Source organism: Roseomonas sp. GC11 (genome assembly GCF_024437745.1).
Lineage (GTDB): Bacteria > Pseudomonadota > Alphaproteobacteria > Acetobacterales > Acetobacteraceae > Pseudoroseomonas.
The window spans coordinates 15,359-34,021 of record NZ_JANFNY010000056.1 but is presented as its reverse complement, the minus strand read 5'-3'; the positions used below and the strand labels follow the sequence as shown (position 1 = coordinate 34,021).

16 protein-coding genes are annotated in these 18,663 nt (G+C 71.1%); 3 read left to right on the top strand and 13 right to left on the bottom strand.

The features are described from left to right. The 3 genes from NON00_RS16770 to NON00_RS16760 all read left to right on the top strand — a co-directional run. The coding region (locus tag NON00_RS16770; RefSeq protein WP_256023287.1) for an autotransporter domain-containing protein at positions 1–3,798 on the top strand (3,798 nt) is incomplete at its 5' end. Positions 3,799–3,999: 201 nt separating this feature from the next. After that, entirely contained in the window at positions 4,000–4,785 is a 786-nt protein-coding gene (locus NON00_RS16765; protein ID WP_256023285.1) for a SapC family protein, read from the top strand. Continuing rightward, complete coding sequence (locus NON00_RS16760; protein WP_256023283.1) at positions 4,782–5,390, top strand: invasion associated locus B family protein; 609 nt, start codon at positions 4,782–4,784, stop codon at positions 5,388–5,390. The genes NON00_RS16765 and NON00_RS16760 overlap by 4 nt, the downstream gene beginning before the upstream one ends. A gap of 98 nt (positions 5,391–5,488) precedes the next feature. On the opposite strand, the gene mnhG is transcribed toward NON00_RS16760, so the two are convergent. The 13 genes from mnhG to NON00_RS16695 all read right to left on the bottom strand — a co-directional run bounded on the left by mnhG (position 5,489) and on the right by NON00_RS16695 (position 18,654). Next, positions 5,489–5,866, bottom strand: a complete 378-nt coding sequence (mnhG, locus tag NON00_RS16755) for a monovalent cation/H(+) antiporter subunit G (protein ID WP_256023280.1) — start codon at positions 5,864–5,866, stop codon at positions 5,489–5,491. Then, positions 5,863–6,144, bottom strand: a complete 282-nt coding sequence (locus NON00_RS16750) for a K+/H+ antiporter subunit F (RefSeq protein WP_256023277.1) — start codon at positions 6,142–6,144, stop codon at positions 5,863–5,865. The genes mnhG and NON00_RS16750 overlap by 4 nt, the downstream gene beginning before the upstream one ends. Continuing rightward, positions 6,141–6,629, bottom strand: coding sequence for a Na+/H+ antiporter subunit E (locus NON00_RS16745; protein WP_256023274.1), 489 nt, complete (start codon positions 6,627–6,629; stop codon positions 6,141–6,143). Before NON00_RS16745 ends, NON00_RS16750 begins: the two co-directional genes overlap by 4 nt. After that, on the bottom strand, positions 6,626–8,263 hold the full coding sequence (locus NON00_RS16740; protein ID WP_256023271.1) for a monovalent cation/H+ antiporter subunit D: 1,638 nt from the start codon (positions 8,261–8,263) through the stop codon (positions 6,626–6,628). The genes NON00_RS16745 and NON00_RS16740 overlap by 4 nt, the downstream gene beginning before the upstream one ends. Next, complete coding sequence (locus NON00_RS16735) at positions 8,263–8,604, bottom strand: Na+/H+ antiporter subunit C (protein WP_256023269.1); 342 nt, start codon at positions 8,602–8,604, stop codon at positions 8,263–8,265. Before NON00_RS16735 ends, NON00_RS16740 begins: the two co-directional genes overlap by 1 nt. Then, a complete protein-coding gene (locus NON00_RS16730) occupies positions 8,604–11,507 on the bottom strand; it encodes a monovalent cation/H+ antiporter subunit A (RefSeq protein ID WP_256023266.1) in 2,904 nt (967 codons plus the stop codon). Before NON00_RS16730 ends, NON00_RS16735 begins: the two co-directional genes overlap by 1 nt. A 100-nt stretch (positions 11,508–11,607) precedes the next feature. After that, positions 11,608–12,075 carry a PTS sugar transporter subunit IIA gene (locus NON00_RS16725; protein ID WP_256023264.1) on the bottom strand — a complete coding sequence of 156 codons (468 nt, stop codon included), beginning with the start codon at positions 12,073–12,075 and terminating at the stop codon, positions 11,608–11,610. Between the two features lie 305 nt (positions 12,076–12,380). Beyond that, positions 12,381–13,955, bottom strand: coding sequence for an ABC transporter substrate-binding protein (locus tag NON00_RS16720; RefSeq protein ID WP_370688730.1), 1,575 nt, complete (start codon positions 13,953–13,955; stop codon positions 12,381–12,383). Between the two features lie 162 nt (positions 13,956–14,117). Next, positions 14,118–15,398, bottom strand: coding sequence for a TRAP transporter large permease (locus tag NON00_RS16715; protein WP_256023259.1), 1,281 nt, complete (start codon positions 15,396–15,398; stop codon positions 14,118–14,120). Then, positions 15,395–15,907: a TRAP transporter small permease subunit gene (locus NON00_RS16710; protein ID WP_256023257.1), complete on the bottom strand. Its 513-nt coding sequence runs from the start codon at positions 15,905–15,907 to the stop codon at positions 15,395–15,397. Before NON00_RS16710 ends, NON00_RS16715 begins: the two co-directional genes overlap by 4 nt. Continuing rightward, positions 15,904–16,905: a sialic acid TRAP transporter substrate-binding protein SiaP gene (locus tag NON00_RS16705; protein ID WP_256023255.1), complete on the bottom strand. Its 1,002-nt coding sequence runs from the start codon at positions 16,903–16,905 to the stop codon at positions 15,904–15,906. The genes NON00_RS16710 and NON00_RS16705 overlap by 4 nt, the downstream gene beginning before the upstream one ends. A gap of 85 nt (positions 16,906–16,990) precedes the next feature. After that, entirely contained in the window at positions 16,991–17,809 is an 819-nt protein-coding gene (locus NON00_RS16700) for a carbohydrate ABC transporter permease (RefSeq protein WP_256023253.1), read from the bottom strand. Beyond that, positions 17,806–18,654 (bottom strand): carbohydrate ABC transporter permease, encoded by an 849-nt coding sequence (locus NON00_RS16695; protein WP_256023250.1) that lies wholly within the window; start codon positions 18,652–18,654, stop codon positions 17,806–17,808. Before NON00_RS16695 ends, NON00_RS16700 begins: the two co-directional genes overlap by 4 nt. Positions 18,655–18,663 lie beyond the last annotated feature (9 nt).

Sequence of the window (18,663 nt, the reverse complement as noted above, 5' to 3'; positions counted from 1 at the left end):
ACCACGGTGTCCGGCGGCACGCTGGCGCTCTCCGGCGCGGGCGATCTCTCGGCCTCCTCGGGCGTGTCGCTGACGGCGAGCGGCGCGGCGTTCGACATTGCGGCGGCCGATGGCGGGCGCACGGTGCAGACGCTGAATGGCGTCTCCGGCAGCAGCGTGGCGCTCGGCGCCAATACGCTGACGGTGAGCGGCGGCGGCGGCTTCGCGGGGGTGATCTCCGGCACGGGCGGGCTGACGGCGGGCGGTGGCACGCTGACGCTCTCGGCGGCCAACGGCTATACCGGGCTGACCACGGTGTCCGGCGGCACGCTGGCGCTCTCCGGCACGGGCGATATCGCCACCTCCTCGGGTGTGTCGCTGACGGCGAGTGGGACGGTGTTCGACCTCGCAGCGGCGGGCGGCGGGCGCACGGTGCAGACGCTGAATGGCGTCTCCGGCAGCAGCGTGGCGCTCGGCGACAACACGCTGACCGTCAGCGGCGGCGGCGGTTATGCCGGCAGCATCGGCGGCCCGGGCGGGCTGACCGTCACCGGCGGCACGCTCACCCTCTCCGGCGCCAATGGCTATACCGGCGCGACGCGGGTGGAGGCGGGGACGCTGGCGCTCTCCGGCGCGGGGGATATCGCGGCTTCCTCCGGCGTGTCGCTGACGGCGAGTGGGACGGTGTTCGACCTCGCGGCGGCGGGCGGCGGGCGCACGGTGCAGACGCTGAACGGCGTCTCCGGCAGCAGCGTGGCGCTCGGCGCCAACACGCTGACCGTCAGCGGCGGCGGTGGCTATGATGGCGTGATCTCCGGCACGGGCGGGCTGACCGCCAGCGGCGGCACCCTCACCCTCTCCGCCGCGCAGAGCCTCACCGGCGCGGTGCGGGTGGAGGCGGGGACGCTGGCGCTCTCCGGGGCGGGCGATCTCAGCACGGCCTCGGGGCTGACCCTCTCGGCCTCGGGCGCGGCCTTCACTATGGCGGCGGCGAATGGCAGCCGGCTGCTGCAAAGCCTCAACGGTGTCAGCGGCAGCAGCCTCGACCTCGGCGCGCATACGCTGACCGTCAGCGGCGGCGGCACCTATGGCGGCGCGGTGTCCGGCCCGGGCGGGCTGACTGTCACCGGCGGCACGCTCACCCTCTCCGGCGCCAACAGCTATACCGGCGTGACGCGGGTGGAGGGCGGCACGCTGGCGCTCTCCGGCACGGGGACGATCGCCACCTCCGCCGGGCTCAATCTGGCCACCTCGGGCGCGGGATTCAGCATCGCCGGCGCCTCCAGTGCCCGCACGGTGCAGACGCTGGATGGCGTGGCGGGCAGCAGCATCGCCCTCGGCGCGCAGCAGCTGCGCATCCTGCAGGGCGGCATCTACAGCGGCACCATCGCCGGCACGGGCGGGCTGGAGGTGGCCGGGGGCAGCCTGACCCTCAACGGGGTCAACAGCTTCACCGGGCTGACCACGGTCTCCGCCGGGACGCTGGTGCTGGGCGATGCGGGCCATGCCTCGGCGCGCATCGGCGGCAGTGCCGGCATCGTCACGGGGGCGCGGCTCACCGGCACCGGCACGGTCGCCGGCAGCCTGACCAATTCCGGGCTGGTGGTGCCCGGCATTGGCGGGGCCGTGGGCACGCTCACCGTGGGCGGCAATTACGTGCAGTCCGCCACCGGCACCCTGCAGCTGGCGCTGACGCCGGGCGGGGCCTCGGCCCTGGCCATCACCGGCGGCGCGGTGCTCGATGGCGCGCTGGCCATCCTCCCCGCCGCCGGCACCTATGCGGCGGACAGCCTCTACACCCTGCTCACCGCCACGGGCGGCGTGACCGGCAGCTTCGCCACGCGCAGCGGCGAGATCGCGGGCATGCAGCTCGTCACCATCTATCGCGCCAACCAGGTGGACCTGCTGCTGGCCTCGCTGCTGGTGGACCAGTCGAAGCCGATCTTCACGCAGAACGACCCGGCGGCGCAGGCCTCGGCCATCGTCTTCTCCGGCGGCACGCTGCAGCCCACCGCGGATGCCACCTTCGGCCAGCCGATCGTGGTGAACAGCGGCAATGGCACGGTGGACACGCGCACGGGCAATGTCGTCTTCACCGGCAGCGTCAGCGGCGATGGCAACCTGACCACCACCGGCAGCGGCTCGGTCGAGGTGGCGGGTGGCGTCAGCCTCAGCGGCACGGTGGTGGCGAGCGAAGGCACGCTCTACAGCAACAGCACGCTGCAGGCGGCGGCGCTGGAGATCGAGGAGGGGGCGACGCTGCGCGGCTCGGGCGTCATCGACGCGCCGACCACGGTCTCCGGCACGCTCTCCCCCGGCAACAGCCCGGGCACGCTGACCTTCACCGCCCCGGTGGTGATGACGGACAGCTCCACCTTCGAGATCGACATCGACGGCACGGGCACGGGGAGCGGCGCCGGCAATTACAGCCGCGTCATCGTCGATGGCGCCTCCTTCACCGCCGCGGGCACCCTCGCGCCGCTGCTGCGCGGCATCACCGGCTCGGCCACCAACACCTATACGCCGGAGGTCGGCACAGGCTTCCGCGTGGTCGAGGCCAGTTCCATCCTCGGTTCCTTCAGCGGGCTGACGCAGCCCGCGGGCCTCGCCACGGGCACGCGCTTCGATGCGCTCTACCAGCCCACCAGCCTGACCCTCTATGTCACGCCGGAATCCTATGCGCGCATGTCGGCGCTGGGCTACCAGCAGACGGCGAACCAGCTTTCCGTCGGCCGGGCGCTGGATGCGCTGCGCCCGGCGGCGGGCGTGCGCGGCAGCGATGCGATCGAGGCCGGGCTGGCCGCGCTCTTCCCGCTCAATGCCGCGCAGATCCAGGACACCACCATCCGCCTGGGCGGCGCCATCTATGGCGATGCGATGATGGCGCTGGTCGATGGCAACCGCGCCTTCGGCGGCGCCATCAGCGGGCAGCAGGCGGCGCGCCGGGCCAATGGCATCGGCGCGCAGCAGGCGGCCACGGCGCAGCTCGGCCGCTTCACCTCCTGGATCATCGGGCTGGGCCAGACCTTCAACACCGGCTCGGAGGGCGGGGCCACGGCCTATCACGCCTCCACCGGCGGCGTGGCGGTCGGCCTGGAGACGGATCTCGGCACCGGCTTCAGCGCCGGCATCGCGGCGGGCTACACGGCCGGGCGCATCACCTCGCCGGCCGGCGGCGGGCGGGCCAGCCCGAATGTCGGCCATCTCGCCGCCTATGGCGGCTATACCGGCCCGCTCATCTTCGCCGATGCGCAGGTCAGCGGCAGCTTCGGCCAGATATCGGTGGACCGTGACCTCGGCGCGCTCGGCATGAGCGCCCATGCCACGCCCTCCACCTCCAGCTATGGCGCCGAGCTGGAGACGGGCGTCTATTACCGTGTCGGCCACTGGACCCTGCAGCCCGGCATCGGCGCGCGCGTCGATATCCTCAACCGCGACCATGCGACGGAGAGCGGCGCCGGGGTGCTCGGCCTCAACCTGGACAGCGAGAGCGTGACGGCGACGCGCAGCATCGTCGGCCTGCGCGCCAGCACCGCGCTGCAACTCGCCTCCGGCATGGCGCTGATCCCGGCGGTGCGGCTGCAATGGGCGCATGAGTTCGGCGATGTCGCGACCAGCACGGGGGCGACGCTGATCGGCGCCTCCTCGACGCCGATCCGCACCGAGACCGTGGCCACCGGGCGGGACCGCCTGCTGGCCGGTCTGGGCGCCAGCCTGACGCTGACGCCGCAGGCTTCGCTCTTCCTCACCTACAGCGCCGACCTGCGCAGCAACTATACCGGCCAGGCCGTCAGCGGCGGCCTGCTCTGGAGCTGGTGACGCGGCAGGGGTGGCCCGGCGGGCCACCCCGCCGCTGCGGGCCGGGCCGCTCCACCCTGGACAGAAAAGATTTCGCGGGCAAATCTTTCTACCTGTGGTGGAGGACTGCCTGCCACCTCCGATTCCCGCCGGCCCTGCCGGACACCTTTTCGCAGCGCAGGCGCGGCGGCCTTGCCCGGTCCGCGCCAGGAGTGCCACGCCATGTCCGATGCCGTCCTGGCAACCCCTTTGGCAACACCACCCGCAGTCGCCGCGCCGCAGCCCGTGCCGGCCCTGCCGCCGCTCTTCGGCCGGGTGGAGCCGCTGGAGCCGGCCCGCCATGCCGCGCTGCGCCTGGACCGCAGCGCGGGCCTCGGCTTCGCCGCGCGGGCCAATGCCGTGCCGCTCAGCATTGTCGAGCTGCCTTTCGCCGCGCGGCATTTCCCCATCGTCTTCGCCAGCGGCCCGGTGCCGATGCCGCTGGCCGTGCTCGGCTACCGGGCGGGGGAGAATCTCTTCGTCGGCGCGGATGGCAGCTGGCGGGCGGGCACCTATCTGCCGGCCTATCTGCGCGCCTATCCCTTCATTTTCCTCCAGCCCGAGGGCAGCGAGAAGCTGCTGCTGGGCATCGAGCCGGATGCCCCCGCGCTGCACACCGGCGCGGGCGAGGCGCTGTTCGAGGGCGAGCAGCCCAGTGCCTTCCTGAAGGAGATGCTGCGCTTCTGCTCCGATTTCCGCGCCAGCCTGGAGGAGACGCAGCGCATGGCCATCGCCCTCAAGGGGGCCGGGCTGTTGGAGGAGCGTGAGGCCCGCGTCGAGTTCCGCAGTGGCAGCAGCGCGCGGCTGAACGGTTTCGCGATGCTCAATCCGGAGCGTTTCGACGCGCTGCCGGACGAGACCATCCTGGAATGGCGCCGCCGCCACTGGCTGGGGGGGATCTATGCCATCCTGCAGGCGAGCGGTTCGTGGAGCGGGGTGCTCGATCTGGCGGAGGCCAAGGCCGCATGATGCTCCGCCTTTGCCTCCTGGCTTCCGCGCTGCTGGCCCCCGCGCTGCTGGCCGCTGGGCCGGCGGCGGCGCAAACTGGCCGCACCGCGCCCGCCGCCCCGCCGCCGGCGGCCCCTGCCGCGCGCGCGCCGGCGCCCGAACTGGTGCCCGAGCGGACATCCTCCAGCTTCGGCGACTGGATCGTGCGCTGCGAGAACCGCCCGCCTGAGGGGACGATTCCCGCCAGCCGCCTGTGCGAGATGGCGCAGGGGGTGCAGAACCAGCAGCAGCAGCCGATCGCGCAGATCGCCCTTGGCCGCCTCGCGCGCAATCAGCCCTGGCGGCTGGTGGTGGCGGTGCCGGTGAATTTCCACGGCCCCACCGGCATGCGCCTGGCACCGGAGGAGGGGGGCCAGCCGCTGGCCCTGCAACTGCGCAGCTGCACGCCGCAGAACTGCACGCTGGAGGTGGAGCTGACCGAGGCGCTGCAACGCCGCCTGCGGGCTCGGGAGGGTGGCATGGGCCGCTTCGAATACAGGCTGGCCAATGAGGCCGAGATGGCCATCCCGGTTTCCTTCCGGGGTTTTGGCCAGGCTTTTGAGGCGCTGCAGCGCGAACCGGGCTGATTTGGCCCCCTGGCGTCCCGCCTCGATTGTCCGGCGGGACGCCCCCCTGAAAAAGTTTTTTGGTTCTTTTTTCCAAAAAAGAACGCTTCTCTCCTTCCTTACTCTTTACTCTTCTCTTCTCTTCTCTCCGGGCTGGCCTGACCTGGCACATCGGCGCCTTCCTGCCGGTCGCGGTGGATGGCGGCGCGGGCGATGAGCATGAGGGTGACGGGCGTCGTCACCAGCATGAGCAGGCCGATGAGCAGTTCGTGGATGACCAGCCGCGATTGCAGCACGGAGAAGACGAGCATCGAGGCCAGCAGCACGCAGGCCATGCCGGCGGAGGTGCCGAGTGTCGGGGCGTGCAGCCGCTCATAGAAGCCGCGCAGGCGCAGCAGGCCGAGGGAGCCGGCCAGGGTCAGCCCTGCCCCGGCCAGCAGCAGCGCCGCCGCTGGCCATGCGGCCCAGGCGGGCAGGCTGTCGAGATGTCCGGTCATTCGATCACCTCGCCGCGCATGAGGAATTTGGCGAGTGCCGCGGTGCTGACGAAGCCGAGCAGGGCGATGACCAGGGCGGCCTCGAAATAGAGATCCGTCCCGGTGCGCAGGCCGAAGGTCAGCAGCAGCAGCATGCCGTTGATGGAGAGGGTGTCGAGCCCCACCACGCGGTCCTGCGCGCGGGGGCCGCGGAGGACGCGCCAGGCGGCGCAGCAGAAGGCCAGCCCCAGCATCAGCTGGGCCAGCAGCAGGGACCATGCCAGCACGGCCAGGCTCATGCGAAGATCTCCAGCAGCGGGGCCTCGTAGCGTTCCCGGATGATGCGCTCCCAGTCTTCCCCGCCGCTGAGGTCGAGGACGTGGAGGAGCAGCCAGCCTTCCGCCGCGTCGTGATCGACCCAGGCGGTGCCGGGGGTGGCGGTGAGGATGATGGCGAGCAGGGCGAGGGCCTGGGGGTCGCGCAGGGTGAGGCGGATATGCAGGAAGCCCGCGCGCCGGTCGGGCCGGCGCAGCAGCAGGATGCGGGCGACGGCGAGGTTGGAGCGCAGGATATCGGCCGCCACATGGCCGGCGAGGCGCAGCGCCAGCGCGGGGCGGCGCAGGCGCAGGCGCCCCGGCGCCAGCAGGGCGAGGGCCTGCCCGCCGAGCAGCGCGACCACCAGCCCGACCAGGGCGGGCCCCGGGGCCGCGCTGCGGCTGGCGAGCAGCCAGACCAGGAAGAGCCCGGCCGAGATCAGGGGATGCGGCAGGAGGCGGCGCATCATGGCCGTGCCCCCGTGACCGCCCGCACATAGGGCTGTGGCTGGTAGAGGGCGGTGGCCGTGTCCTGCATGTAGCGCAGCACCGGCCCGGCCGCCGCCGTCATGCCGAGGCAGAGGCCGAGCAGCAGCAGCACGGGGGCGATTTCCACCACGCCGACGCGCGGCGTGCCCCGGCCCGCCTCCGCCCAGAGGCTGCGGATGCCGGCGCGCGTCATGGCCAGCACGGTGGCGAGGCCGGAGAGCACCAGCGCCGCCAGCAGCGCCCAGCCCGCCGGGGTGACCGCGGCGCCGCCCGCGGCCCCCGCCCCGCCGCGCCCCAGCCCGGCCGGGTTCAGGATGCCGTCCAGCATGGCGAATTTGGCGATGAAGCCGGAGAGCGGCGGCAGCCCCGCCAGCAGCAGCGCGCAGCAGAGGAAGCAGGCGCCGAGCACGGCCATGGTGGCCGGGATGCCGATGCCCACCTCCGTCTCTTCCTCATCCTCGTCCGGGCCGTCGCCGAAGGCTTCGAGGGTGACGGCCAGCACGTCGGCGCCGAGTTCGCGGCCGCGTTCCAGCAGTTCCACCAGCAGGAAGAAGGCGCCGATGGCCAGGGCCGAACTGGCGAGATAGTAGAGCGCCCCGGCGGTGACCGCCGCCTGCCCCGCCCCCGCCGCCGCCAGCAGCGTGCCGGAGGAGATCAGCACGCTGGCCCCGGCCAGCCGGGCGAGGTCCTGCGTCGCCAGCACGCTGACCGCGCCGAAGCCCAGCGTGGCGAGGCCGCCGATGAACAGCCAGGTGTTGCCGAAGCCCGCCGAGTCCCCGGCCATTGGCCCGAAGAGCAGCAGGGAGAGGCGCAGCACGGCGTAGAAGCCCACCTTGCTCATCATCGAGAAGATGGCCGCCGCCGGGGGGCTGGCCGCCGCATAGGCGGGGGTGAGCCAGAAGCCCAGCGGCCACATCGCCGCCTTGGCCAGGAAGGCCATGCCGAGGATGGCGGCGCCGGCTTCCAGAAGCGGCCGGTCCGCCGCCGGCAAGGTGGGGATGCGGGCGGCGAGGTCGGCCATGTTCAGCGTCCCCGCCACGCCGTAGATCATGCTGACGCCGATGAGGAAGAGCAGCGAGGCGGCGAGGTTGATGGCGATGTAGTGCAGCCCCGCCTTCACCCGCGCGACGCCCGAGCCATGCAGCGCGAGGCCGTAGGAGGCGGCCAGCAGCACCTCGAAGAAGACGAAGAGGTTGAACAGGTCGCCGGTGAGGAAGGCGCCGTTCAGCCCCATCAGCTGGAACTGGAAGAGGGCGTGGAAATGCGCGCCCATGCGCTGCCAGCGCACCAGGGAGAAGACCAGGGCGGCGAGGCCGAGCAGCGCCGTCAGCAGCAGCAGCAGCGCCGCCAGCCGGTCCACCACCAGCACGATGCCGAAAAGCGCCGGCCAGTTGCCGAGGCGGTAGACGAAGACCGGCGCCGCCCCCGCGCCCCCGGCCTGCGCCACCAGCGTGGCGGCGATGGCGACGAGGCCGAGGGCGGAGAGCAGGCCGAGCCCCGCGCGCAGCCGCGCCCGCTGGTCGTCGAGCGGGATCATCAGCGCGCCGGCGAGCAGCGGCAGCAGGATGGGCGCGATCGCCAGATGCGGCGCCAGATGTGGCAGCCAGTTGGGCATCAGCCGCGCCTCCGGCCATCGACATGGTCGCCGCCGGTCAGGCCGCGCGCCGCCAGCATCACCACGAGGAACAGCGCCGTGGTGGCGAAGCCGATGACGATGGCCGTCAGCACCAGGGATTGCGGCAGCGGGTCGGCGTAGTGGGCGGGGTCGCCCGCGGTGCCCGGCTCCAGCACGGGGGGCGCGCCCACGGGGAAGCGGCCCATGCTGAAGATGAAGAGGTTCACCGCGTAGGAGAGCAGCGAGAGGCCGATGATGAGCTGGAAGGTGCGCGGGCGCATCAGCAGCCAGACGCCGGAGCCGCCGAGGATGCCGATGGCGAGGGCGAGGATCAGTTCCATCAATCGTCTCCCGGGGTGGCGGGCTCGCCGGGCGGCGGCGGCGGGGCGGCGCGCTGGCTGCGCACCGACTGGTGGGCGATGGCGATGAGCATCAGCACCGTGGCGCCGAAGACCAGGGCGAAGACGCCGATGTCGAAGAGCATGGCGCTGGCCACCGGCAGCCGGCCGAGCCAGCCGAGATCGGCATAGGCGAAGTAGGAGGTGAGGAAGGGCCGCCCGGCGAGGAGGGCGGCCAGCCCCGTGCCGGCGGCCAGCAGCAGCCCCCCCGCCATCCAGCGCAGCGGGTGGACGCGCAGGTGGTCCTCCACCCAGCGCGTGCCGCCGGCCATGTATTGCAGCAGGATGGCCACGGCCAGCATCAGCCCGCCGGCGAAGCCGCCGCCCGGCAGGTCATGCCCGCGCAGCAGCAGGAAGACGGCGATGGCGCCGATCAGCGGGAAGAGCCAGCGCATGATGACGCCGGGCACCAGCAGCCAGGCATGGGCCTCGCCGCGCTGCTGGCCGCGCCGGGCCTCGGGCGCGCCGATGCTCTCCGCCGCCGGGCGGAAGCGCCGCAGCAGGGCGAAGACGGTGAGCGCCACGATGCCGAGGACGGTGATCTCGCCGAAGGTGTCGAAGCCGCGGAAATCCACCAGGATGACATTCACCACATTGGTGCCGCCGCCCTCCGTATAGGCGCGGGCGAGGAAGTGGCGGGAGATGCCCTCCGGCGAGAGGCGCGTCATGGTGGCGTAGGAGATGACCGTCAGCCCCAGCCCGGCGCCGATGGCGATGGTGAGGTCCCGCCCGCGCCGCAGGCGGGCGAGCCAGGCCCCGGCACCGGGCTGCTCCAGGCGCCGCGGCATCCAGCGCAGGCCGAGGAGGAGGAGCACCGTCGTCACCACCTCGACCAGGAGCTGGGTCAGGGCGAGGTCGGGGGCGGAGAACCAGACGAAGGTGAGGCAGACGGCGAGCCCCGCCCCGCCCAGCAGCATCAGCGCCGCCAGCCGGTGATACTTGGCCTGATAGGCGGCGGCGATGGCGCAGGCCGCGCCGACCACCCAGACGAGGGCGATCACCGGGTCCGCCGCGCTCAGCGTCAGGGAGCCGAGGCGCAGCCCATGCGGTGCCAGGGCCAGCAGCGCCGCCAGGGCGGTGACGCAGACGAGCAGGCGCAGCTGCATCTGCAGCCGCGCCGTGCCCAGCAGCCGCTCCAGCGTGCGGGCGAAGCGCCAGGAGAGGAAGACCATGGCCCGCTCGAAGAGGCGGCGGCCATCCATCCCGCGCAGCAGCGGCGTGCCCTCCACCCCGGCATTGAGGTGGCGCTGCAGCAGCCGGTAGAGCAGGGCGCCGCCGGCCAGGGCGAGCAGGCTCATGGCCAGCGGCAGGTTGACGCCGTGCCAGACGGCGAGGCTGTAATCCGGCGTGGCGGGGCCGAGCACGGAGCGCACCGCGACATCGAGGAAAGGCCCGATGGTGGCCGCCGGCAGGATGCCCACCACCATGCAGCCGAAGACCAGCACCTCCACCGGCAGGCGCATCCACTGCGGCGGCTCGTGCGGGGCGCGGGGCAGGTCGCGCGCCTCGGGGCCGAAGAAGGCGCCGTGGATGAAGCGCAGCGAATAGGCCACCGCGAAGATGCCGGCCAGCGTCGCGGCATAGGGCAGCAGGCGGTGCAGCGGGGTGGGCGCGCTGGCGGCCGTCAGCGTCTCGGTGAGGAACATCTCCTTGGAGATGAAGCCGTTCAGCAGCGGCACGCCCGCCATCGCCGCCGCCGCCACCATGGCCAGCCGCGCGGTGAAGGGCATGCTGCTGTTGAGGCCGGAGAGGCGGCGGATGTCGCGCGTGCCCGTCTCATGGTCGATGATGCCGGTGGCCATGAAGAGCGAGGCCTTGAAGGTCGCGTGGTTCATGGTGTGGAAGATGGCGGCGACCATGGCCAGCGGGCTGTTCAGCCCGAGCAGCAGGGTGATCAGCCCGAGATGGCTGATGGTGGAATAGGCCAGCAGCCCCTTCATGTCGTGCTGGAAGATGGCGACATAGGCGCCGAGCAGCAGCGTGACCATGCCCGCCGTGCCGACGATCCAGAACCATGCCTCCGTCCCCGCCAGCACCGGCCAGAGGCGGGCCATCAGGAAGATGCCGGCCTTCACCAGCGTGGCCGAGTGCAGGTAGGCGGAGACGGGGGTGGGTGCCGCCATGGCGTGGGGCAGCCAGAAGTGGAAGGGGAATTGCGCGCTCTTGGTCAGGGCGCCGAGCAGGATCAGCACGAGGGCCGGCAGGTAGAGCGGGTGGGCGCGGATCAGCGCGCCGGCGGCCAGGACATGGTCGAGGTCGTAGCTGCCGGCGATATGGCCGAGCAGCAGCACGCCGGCCAGCAGGGCCAGCCCGCCGCTGGCGGTGACGGTGAGGGCCATGCGCGCGCCCTCGCGCGCCGGGGCGGCGTGGTGCCAGTAGCCGATGAGCAGGAAGGAGAAGAGGCTGGTCAGCTCCCAGAAAAAGACCAGCTGGATCAGGTTGCCCGAGAGAACCAGCCCCATCATCGCGCCCATGAAGGCCAGCAGGAAGGCGAAGAAGCGCGGCACCGGATCGTCCGGCGACATGTAGTAGCGGGCGTAGAGCACCACCAGCAGCCCGATGCCCGCCACCATCACGGCGAAGACGGCGGCCAGCCCGTCCATGCGCAGGACCAGCTCCAGCCCGAGCTGCGGCACCCAGGGGATGGCCAGCCGCACCACCCCCCCGGCGGCCACGGCCGGATAGGCGAGCCAGACCATGATGAGGGCCAGCAGCGCGACCGCCCCGGCCAGCCAGGCTTCCAGGTTATGGCCCCGGGTGCGGGCATTGGCCGGCAGCAGGGCGGTGGCCAGGGCACCCAGCCAGGGCAGGAGGAGGGCGGCCAGAAGGTAAAGAGCATCAGGCATGGGGTGCCGGTCTCTCCTGCGGGTCGGGGATGTCCCGGCGGGTGGCCGGGGAGGCGGCGCGTGGTGCGGTCAGGCCCGGCGGTCAGATCGCGGGTATGTTTCAGATCTCGGTGGCGTTGGAGGGGGTGGCCTGGAGCAGGGCCAGGGCCTCGGCCGCCGAGCGTGCCTGGCGCAGCTGGCGCGGCAGATGGTTGTCACGCAGGGCGCGGCAGATGCCGGAGAGGGCGGGCAGGAAGCCTTCCGGCGCTTCTTCCGGCCAGAGCACCAGAAAGACGAGGTCCACCGGGGTGCCATCGCGCGCGTCGAAGTCGATGGGGCGTTCCAGACGGGCGAGCAGGGCGAGAGGGCCGGGCAGGCCCTCCATCCGCGCATGGGGCATGCCGACGCCACGGCCGAGGGCGGTGGAGCCCAGGCGCTCGCGTGCTTCGAGGGCTTCGAGGATGGTTTCGGCCGGCTGGTCCAGGCGGGGGGCGGCCTCGGCGGCGAGGCGTTCCAGCAATTCCGCCTTGTTCACGGGCGCCAGGCTGAGGATGGACTCAGAGGCCGAGAACAGGTTGGTGATTGCCATGCGCGTCTCCAGTAACAAACAGCCCCGAAGCGGCCTAGATGGTATCCCGCCCGGCAAAAGGCAACAATCTCACGCATCAGCTCCGGATGTTTTCATCCGTGAGTCCGATGCTGCCCTGGCGTGGTGATCCGGTATATCTTGTCTTGTTCGTGGACCTCTGCTGTTGTTGCTGGCGCCCTCTTTTTTGTTATCCCCTTCTCCCCAGACGGGTGTTCCATGCTGACTCTGGCGCGGAACGCCTCTGATAAAAGTTTTTTGGTTCTTTTTTCAAAAAAGAACAATAATTCTTTGAATTTAAAACATTCTCACGCTGGCCGGATCCCCCAGAACAGGGCGAAGCCCTGCAGGGGCGTGGTGATCCCGCGCCAGGAGGTGCGGGCCAGAAGCTGCCCCAGGGGGATATAGGGCACATCCTCAAAAGCCTGCCGCTGCATCTCGGCGGCGAGGCGCAGGCGCTCCCCTTGGTCGGCCTGTTCCATCCAGCTGGCGCGCAGGGCTTCCAGCTTCTCGCTGGTCGGCCAGCCGCGCGGCCCGGCGAGGCCATTGGCGCGCAGCGAGGCGTGCACCGCCGGGTCCAGCTGATCCAGCCCCGCCCAGAAGGTGCCGAAGGCGCTCCACCCGCCTTCCGAGACCGGCCCGGTCCTGGCGAGGCGCCCCAGCGTGCTGCCCCAGTCCAGCGCCTGATAATCCACGGTGATGCCCACCCGCCGCAGCAGGTCCGCCGTCACATCCGCCAGGGCCTTCAGGTTGGGGAAGTCGGAGGGGGCCAGGACCACCGCCGGCTCGCCCCTGTAGCCGGAGGCGGCGACCTCGCGCCGGGCGCGCTCCAGGTCGCGCGGGGCGGTCAGGATGTCGAGCCCGGCGGTGCTGGCCATGGGCGTGCCGGGGCAGAAGAAGCCCACGCCATCGCGCCAGCCCTCTGGCGATTCCCCGGCCACGGCCTGCATGAAATCCGCCTGCCGCAGCGCCGGCAGCAGGGCGCGGCGCAGGGCCGGGTTGTTGAAGGGCGCGTGCAGGTGGTTCAGCCGCAGCGTGCCAATATAGCCTGTGGGGTCCGGCACCGCGGTGTGGATGGCCGGATCCCGCGCCAGCATGGGCAGGAGGTCGAAGCTCGGCGCTTCCCACCAGTCCACCTCGCCGGCGCGCAGGGCGGCGGCGGCGGTGGAGGGGTCGGGCAGGACGTGCCATTCCACCCGCTCGAAGAAAACCTCCTTCGGCCCGGCGGTGAAGCTGGCCGTGCCGGGGCGCGGCACATAGTCCGGGTTGCGGGCATAGACGACGCGGGCGCCGGCCAGCCGTTCCTCCGCCACGAAGCGGAAGGGGCCGCTGCCGATCATCTCCTTCACCTGGGTGCCGGGGTCGGTCTGCGCCAGCCGCTCCGGCATCATGACGCAGACGGGGGAGCCGGGCTTGCCCAGCGCGTAGGTCAGCAGGGGAAAGGGCTTCTTCAGGCGGAAGCGGAGGGTGCGGTCATCGGGGGCGGAAAGCTCCGCCGTCGCCGCCATGAGGGACTGGCCCAGCCCGTCCCGCGCCGCCCAGCGGCGGATGGAGGCGGTGCAGTCCCGTGCCAGGACCTTTTCGCCGTCGTGCCAGCGCAGCCCTTCGCGCAGGGTCAGCGTCCAGGTCAGGCCATCCGGCTCCACCACATGGCCTTCCACCATCTGCGGCTGGATCTGGTAGGCGCCGTCCATGCCATAGAGGGTATCGAAGACCATCAGCCCGTGGTTGCGGGTGACATAGGCCGGGGTCCACACCGGATCGAGGATGGCGAGGTCCGATTGCGGCACGAAGCGCAGCACGCGCCGGCCCTGCGCCCGCGCCAGGCGCGGGGATGACAGGGCGGAGGCCATGGCGGTGGAGAGCAGCAGGCGGCGGCTCAGGGGCATCGGGGTTCTCCTCCGGCGGGGCGCTGGCCGCATCATTCCGCGTGCCGCGCGGCGCGTCGAGGGGAGGAGAGGGGAAGGGTTCTTTTTTGGAAAAAAGAACCAAAAAACTTTTGTCCGGGGGCGTCCCGCTTCCGGCCGGAGGCGGGACGCCAGGGTCTACATCAAAAGGCCGGGCATCCAGGTGGTCAGGGGCGGCCACACGGTGATGGCGGCCAGGACCAGGAGGAGGGGGACCAGCCAGGGCAGCACGGCGCGCGCCATGGTCTCGAAACTGACCTCGGCGATGCGCGAGACGACGAAGAGCACCACGCCGATCGGTGGGTGGACCGTGCCGAGGATCAGGTTGAAGATCATCACGATGCCGAACTGCACCGGATCGATGCCGAAGCTGTTCGCCGCCGGGACCAGGATCGGGATCAGGATCAGCAGCGCCGCCAGCGTCTCCATGAAGCAGCCGACGACCAGCAGCACCAGGTTGCACACCAGCAGGAAGACCAGCGGGTTGCTGATGGTCTCCATGATGGCCGGGGTGATGGTCTGCGGCACGCGCGAGATGGACATGCACCAGCCGAGCGCACCCGCCGCCATCACCAGCACCATGACGAGGCCCGTCGTCTCCGCCGTCTCCACCAGGATGGCGGGAAGCTGGCGCAGGCTGAAGGTGCGGTAGATGACGAGGCCGAGCAGCAGCGCATAGGCCGTGGCCACCGCGGCCGCCTCGGTCGGGGTGAAGAGGCCGCTGAACATGCCGCCCAGCAGGATGACCGGCGCCATCAGCGCGAAGAAGCCATCCCGGAAGGTGCGGGCGATATGGCCGAAGCCCTCGAAGGGGTGGCGGGCGAAGCCCTCCCGCCGCGCCATGAAGGCGACCATGACCATCAGCGACAGGCCCATCAGCACCCCCGGCACCACGCCGCCAAGGAAGAGCCGCCCCACCGAGACATCGGCGGTGACGCCATAGATCACCATGGGCAGGCTGGGCGGGATGATGGGGCCGATGGTGGCGGCGGCGGCGGTGATGGCCGCCGCCGTCTCCGGCCGGTAGCCGGCGCGGCGCATCGAGCGGATCTCGATGGCGCCCGAGCCCGCCGCATCGGCCACCGCCGAGCCCACCATGCCGGCGAAGATCATGCTGGTGACGATGCTGGCATGGGCATAGCCGCCGCGCAGCGCGCCGACGATGGAACTGGCGAAGGCCACGATCCGGTCCGTCAGCCGCGCCGCCGAGAGGATATTGCCCATCAGGATGAAGAGTGGCGCCGCGACGATGGGGAAGGAGTTCATCGCCTGCACCATCTTCTGCGGCACGATGGCGGCCGAGAGCCCGCCGAAGCCGACGAAGGCGAAGGCCGCGAGGCCCATCGAGGCAAAGAGCGGGAAGCCCAGCAGGATCGCCAGCAGCCAGAGCCCGGCGATTTCGAACATCAGCGTGGTCATTCGGCGGGGCTCCCGGCGGGCAGGGGGGTCTCCCGGCCACGATCCGGGCCATGGCGCAGCGCCTCGGCCATCTCCGCCGCGCCCTGCAGCGCCGTGGCGAGGCCGGCGAGCACCATGGGCACATAGAGCCAGGCCATGGAGAGCGGCAGCGTCGTTGCCTCCAGGTCGTGGTTGCGCTCCACCAGCAGCGCGCCATAGCCGGTGAGCAGCAGGCCGAGCAGGGTGATGGCGGCCTGGATCGCCACCTCCCCCCCGCGGCGCAGGGGGGCGGGCAGCCTGTCCTGGACGTAGCGGATGCGGATATGGATGCGCTTCCGCCCGGCCAGGATCCAGCCGATGCAGGCCAGCCAGACCATCAGGATGCGCGACAGCTCGTCGCTCCAGATCACCGGGTCATTGGCGGCGCGCGTCAGCACGCCGAGCAGCACGGCGCCGAGCAGCGCCAGCAGCAGCCCCATGGCGAGCAGCCGCAGCGCCGCGTCCAGCCCGGCGGACAGCCGCTGGATCACAGCGCGGCGACCCTGTCCCACAGGCCCTTGCCCCACTTCGCCTCGAACTTCGCCGGCAGGGCGGCGAGGACGGGCTTGCGGAACTCCTCCAGATCCGGCTCGACGATGGTCATGCCGCCGGCGCGGAAGCTCTCCAGCAGGCTGCCCTCCTGTTCCATGAAGGCCTTGTCCTGCCATTCGCCCTGGCTGGCGAGCGCCTGGCGCAGCGCGTCGCGCGCCCTGGCGTTCAGCCCGCGCCACGCCTCCTCATGGATGGCGACGAGGCGCGGCGTGATGACATGGCCGGAGAGGATGAGGAATTTCTGCACCTCGTTCAGCTTGGCGCTCTGGATCGTCGGCAGGGGGTTCTCCTGCCCGTCCACCGCGCCCTGGCTGAGGGCGAGATACAGCTCGTTGATGTTGAGCGGCGTCGGCCGCGCGCCCCAGGCCTCGGCCATGGCGCGGAAGGTGTCCACCTCCGGGATGCGCAGCTTGAAGCCCTTGAGGTCGGCCACCGAGCGCAGCGGGCGGGTGCCGGAGGTGATGTGGCGCTTGCCGTAGTAGGTGGCGCCGATGATGCGCATGCCGCGGCGCGCGACCAGCGGCGTGTTCATCTCCTCCAGTAGGGGGGAGGCGAGGGCGCGGCGCATATGCACCGCATCGCGCCAGATATAGGGCGCCTCCAGGATGGACATGGGCGGCACGAACTGGCCGAACTGCGCCGCGCCCTCGTCCACGATCTGGATGGCGCCGGCCGAGACGGCCTCGATCGCATCGCGCGAGGAGCCGAGCTGGCCGGCCGGGAAGATCTGGATTTCCACCGCCCCGGCCGTCTCGTCGCGCACCTGCCTGGCGATGCGCTCCATCATCTGCACGGTCGGGTGGGTGGCGGCCAGCACGCTGGCCCAGCGCAGCACCGTGGCGGCGCGGGCGGGGCGGGTGTGCAGGGCGGCGAGGCTCAGGCCAAGGGTCAGGCCGTTGGCCAGAAGGGCGCGGCGGCCTGGCAGGGCGGCGGACATGGTGTGTTTCCCCCTGGCGGGCCTGTGGCCCGCCGTGTGAAGCCGGTAGCGATACCGCGCGGGCGGGCCGCGCGGCGTGTCTCGTTCAGCCGCCCTTGACGGCGCCTGCGGTGAGGCCGGCCACAATCTGGCGTTGGGCGAGAACCGTCAACAGCAGGACGGGCAGTGTCACCACCAGGGCGGCGGCGGCCAGCGGCCCCCAGCTCACCTGCTCGAAGGAGAGCATGTTGTAGACGGCCACCGGCAGGGTGCGCGTTTCCCGCCCGGCCAGGACGATGCCGAAGACGAAATTGTTCCAGCTGAAGATCAGCGCCAGGATGAAGGAGACGACGATGCCGGGCCTGGCCAGCGGCAGCGTCACCCGCAGGAAGATCTGCCAGGGGCTGGCGCCGTCGATGCGCGCGGCCTCCTCCAGGTCCACCGGCGTGGTCTCGAAATAGCCGATCATGATCCAGATGACGATCGGCACCGTCACCACGAGGTGGATGATGATCTGCGGCACCAGCGTGCCCAGCAGGCCGAGCCACTGGAACAGCAGGAACATCGGGATCAGGAAGGACAGGCCCGGCGTCATGCGCGCGATCATGATGATGATCGCCGCCTTGTCCGCCCGCATGCGGGCGATGCCATAGCCCGCCGGCACGCCCACCAGCAGGGCGAGCAGCGTCGCCGCGCCGGTGACGACACAGCTGTTCCAGAAATAGAGCAGGAAGCTGTTGGACTCGAAGACGCCCAGGTAGTTCTTCCAGGCGAAGCGGTCCGGGATCAGGATGGGCGGATAGGCGCCGTTGTCGATCTCGAACTTCAGCGAGAGCGAGATCATCCACAGGAAGAACAGCAGCGCCGGCGAGACCAGCAGCAGCGCGCAGGCCCAGAGGCCGAGCTTCTCCAGCACGCGGCTCATTTCAGCCCCCCCGCCAGCAGCGCCGATTTCTGCCGCAGATGCAGCAGCAGCATGGACAGCGCGATGATCAGCGCGAAGAAGACCAGCGCGATGGCCGAGCCATAGCCCACCTCGTAATAGGTGAAGGCGACGGTGTAGAGGTAGAGGTTGATCGTCTCCGACGCCGTGCCCGGCCCGCCCTGGGTGATGGCATAGATGATGTCGAAGCTCTTTAGCGCGTCGATCATGCGGATGGTGACGGCGACGAGCAGGAAAGGCGAGATCATCGGCAGGGTCAGGTAGCGGAAGCGCTGCCAGGCGGAGGCGCCGTCGATCTGCGCGCTCTCATAGGGATCCTGCGGCAGGGAGGCGAGGCCGCCGAGGACGATCAGCATCACCAGCGGCGTCCACTGCCACGTCTCCACCAGCACCAGGGAGGGGATGACGGTGGCCGGGGAGAAGACCCAGTCCTGCGGCTCCAGCCCGATGAGGGAGAGCAGGAAGTTCAGCACGCCGAGCTGGGGGTGGAACATCATCGTCCAGACCAGGGCGATGGCGACGGGCGTCGCCATCATCGGCATGACGAAGATGCCGCGCAGCAGCCCGCGCATCGGCAGCTTCTTCTCGAAGAGCAGGGCGGCCAGCGTCCCGAGCACCAGCGGCGCCACCACCGAGAGCCCGGTATAGAGCAGCGTGCGCCAGAGCGAATCGAGGAAGCGCGCATCCCCGAGCAGCCGGGCGAAATTCTCCAGGCCGACGAAGCGGTGCGCGGCGCCGCCGATGCGCCACTCGTTCACGCTCATCCACAGGGTGAAGACCCAGGGCAGGATGATGACGCCGCCCACCACCGCGAGCGCCGGCAGCACGAAGCTCCA

Bases quoted from the DNA above. Each gene is read 5' to 3' on its own strand.
- NON00_RS16765 (WP_256023285.1), top strand. From the start codon at position 4,000: ATGTCCGATGCCGTCCTGGCAACCCCTTTGGCAACACCACCCGCAGTC.
- NON00_RS16760 (WP_256023283.1), top strand. From the start codon at position 4,782: ATGATGCTCCGCCTTTGCCTCCTGGCTTCCGCGCTGCTGGCCCCCGCG.
- mnhG (WP_256023280.1), bottom strand. From the start codon at position 5,866: ATGACCGGACATCTCGACAGCCTGCCCGCCTGGGCCGCATGGCCAGCG.
- NON00_RS16750 (WP_256023277.1), bottom strand. From the start codon at position 6,144: ATGAGCCTGGCCGTGCTGGCATGGTCCCTGCTGCTGGCCCAGCTGATG.
- NON00_RS16745 (WP_256023274.1), bottom strand. From the start codon at position 6,629: ATGATGCGCCGCCTCCTGCCGCATCCCCTGATCTCGGCCGGGCTCTTC.
- NON00_RS16740 (WP_256023271.1), bottom strand. From the start codon at position 8,263: ATGCCCAACTGGCTGCCACATCTGGCGCCGCATCTGGCGATCGCGCCC.
- NON00_RS16735 (WP_256023269.1), bottom strand. From the start codon at position 8,604: ATGGAACTGATCCTCGCCCTCGCCATCGGCATCCTCGGCGGCTCCGGC.
- NON00_RS16730 (WP_256023266.1), bottom strand. From the start codon at position 11,507: ATGCCTGATGCTCTTTACCTTCTGGCCGCCCTCCTCCTGCCCTGGCTG.
- NON00_RS16725 (WP_256023264.1), bottom strand. From the start codon at position 12,075: ATGGCAATCACCAACCTGTTCTCGGCCTCTGAGTCCATCCTCAGCCTG.
- NON00_RS16715 (WP_256023259.1), bottom strand. From the start codon at position 15,398: ATGACCACGCTGATGTTCGAAATCGCCGGGCTCTGGCTGCTGGCGATC.
- NON00_RS16705 (WP_256023255.1), bottom strand. From the start codon at position 16,905: ATGTCCGCCGCCCTGCCAGGCCGCCGCGCCCTTCTGGCCAACGGCCTG.
- NON00_RS16700 (WP_256023253.1), bottom strand. From the start codon at position 17,809: ATGAGCCGCGTGCTGGAGAAGCTCGGCCTCTGGGCCTGCGCGCTGCTG.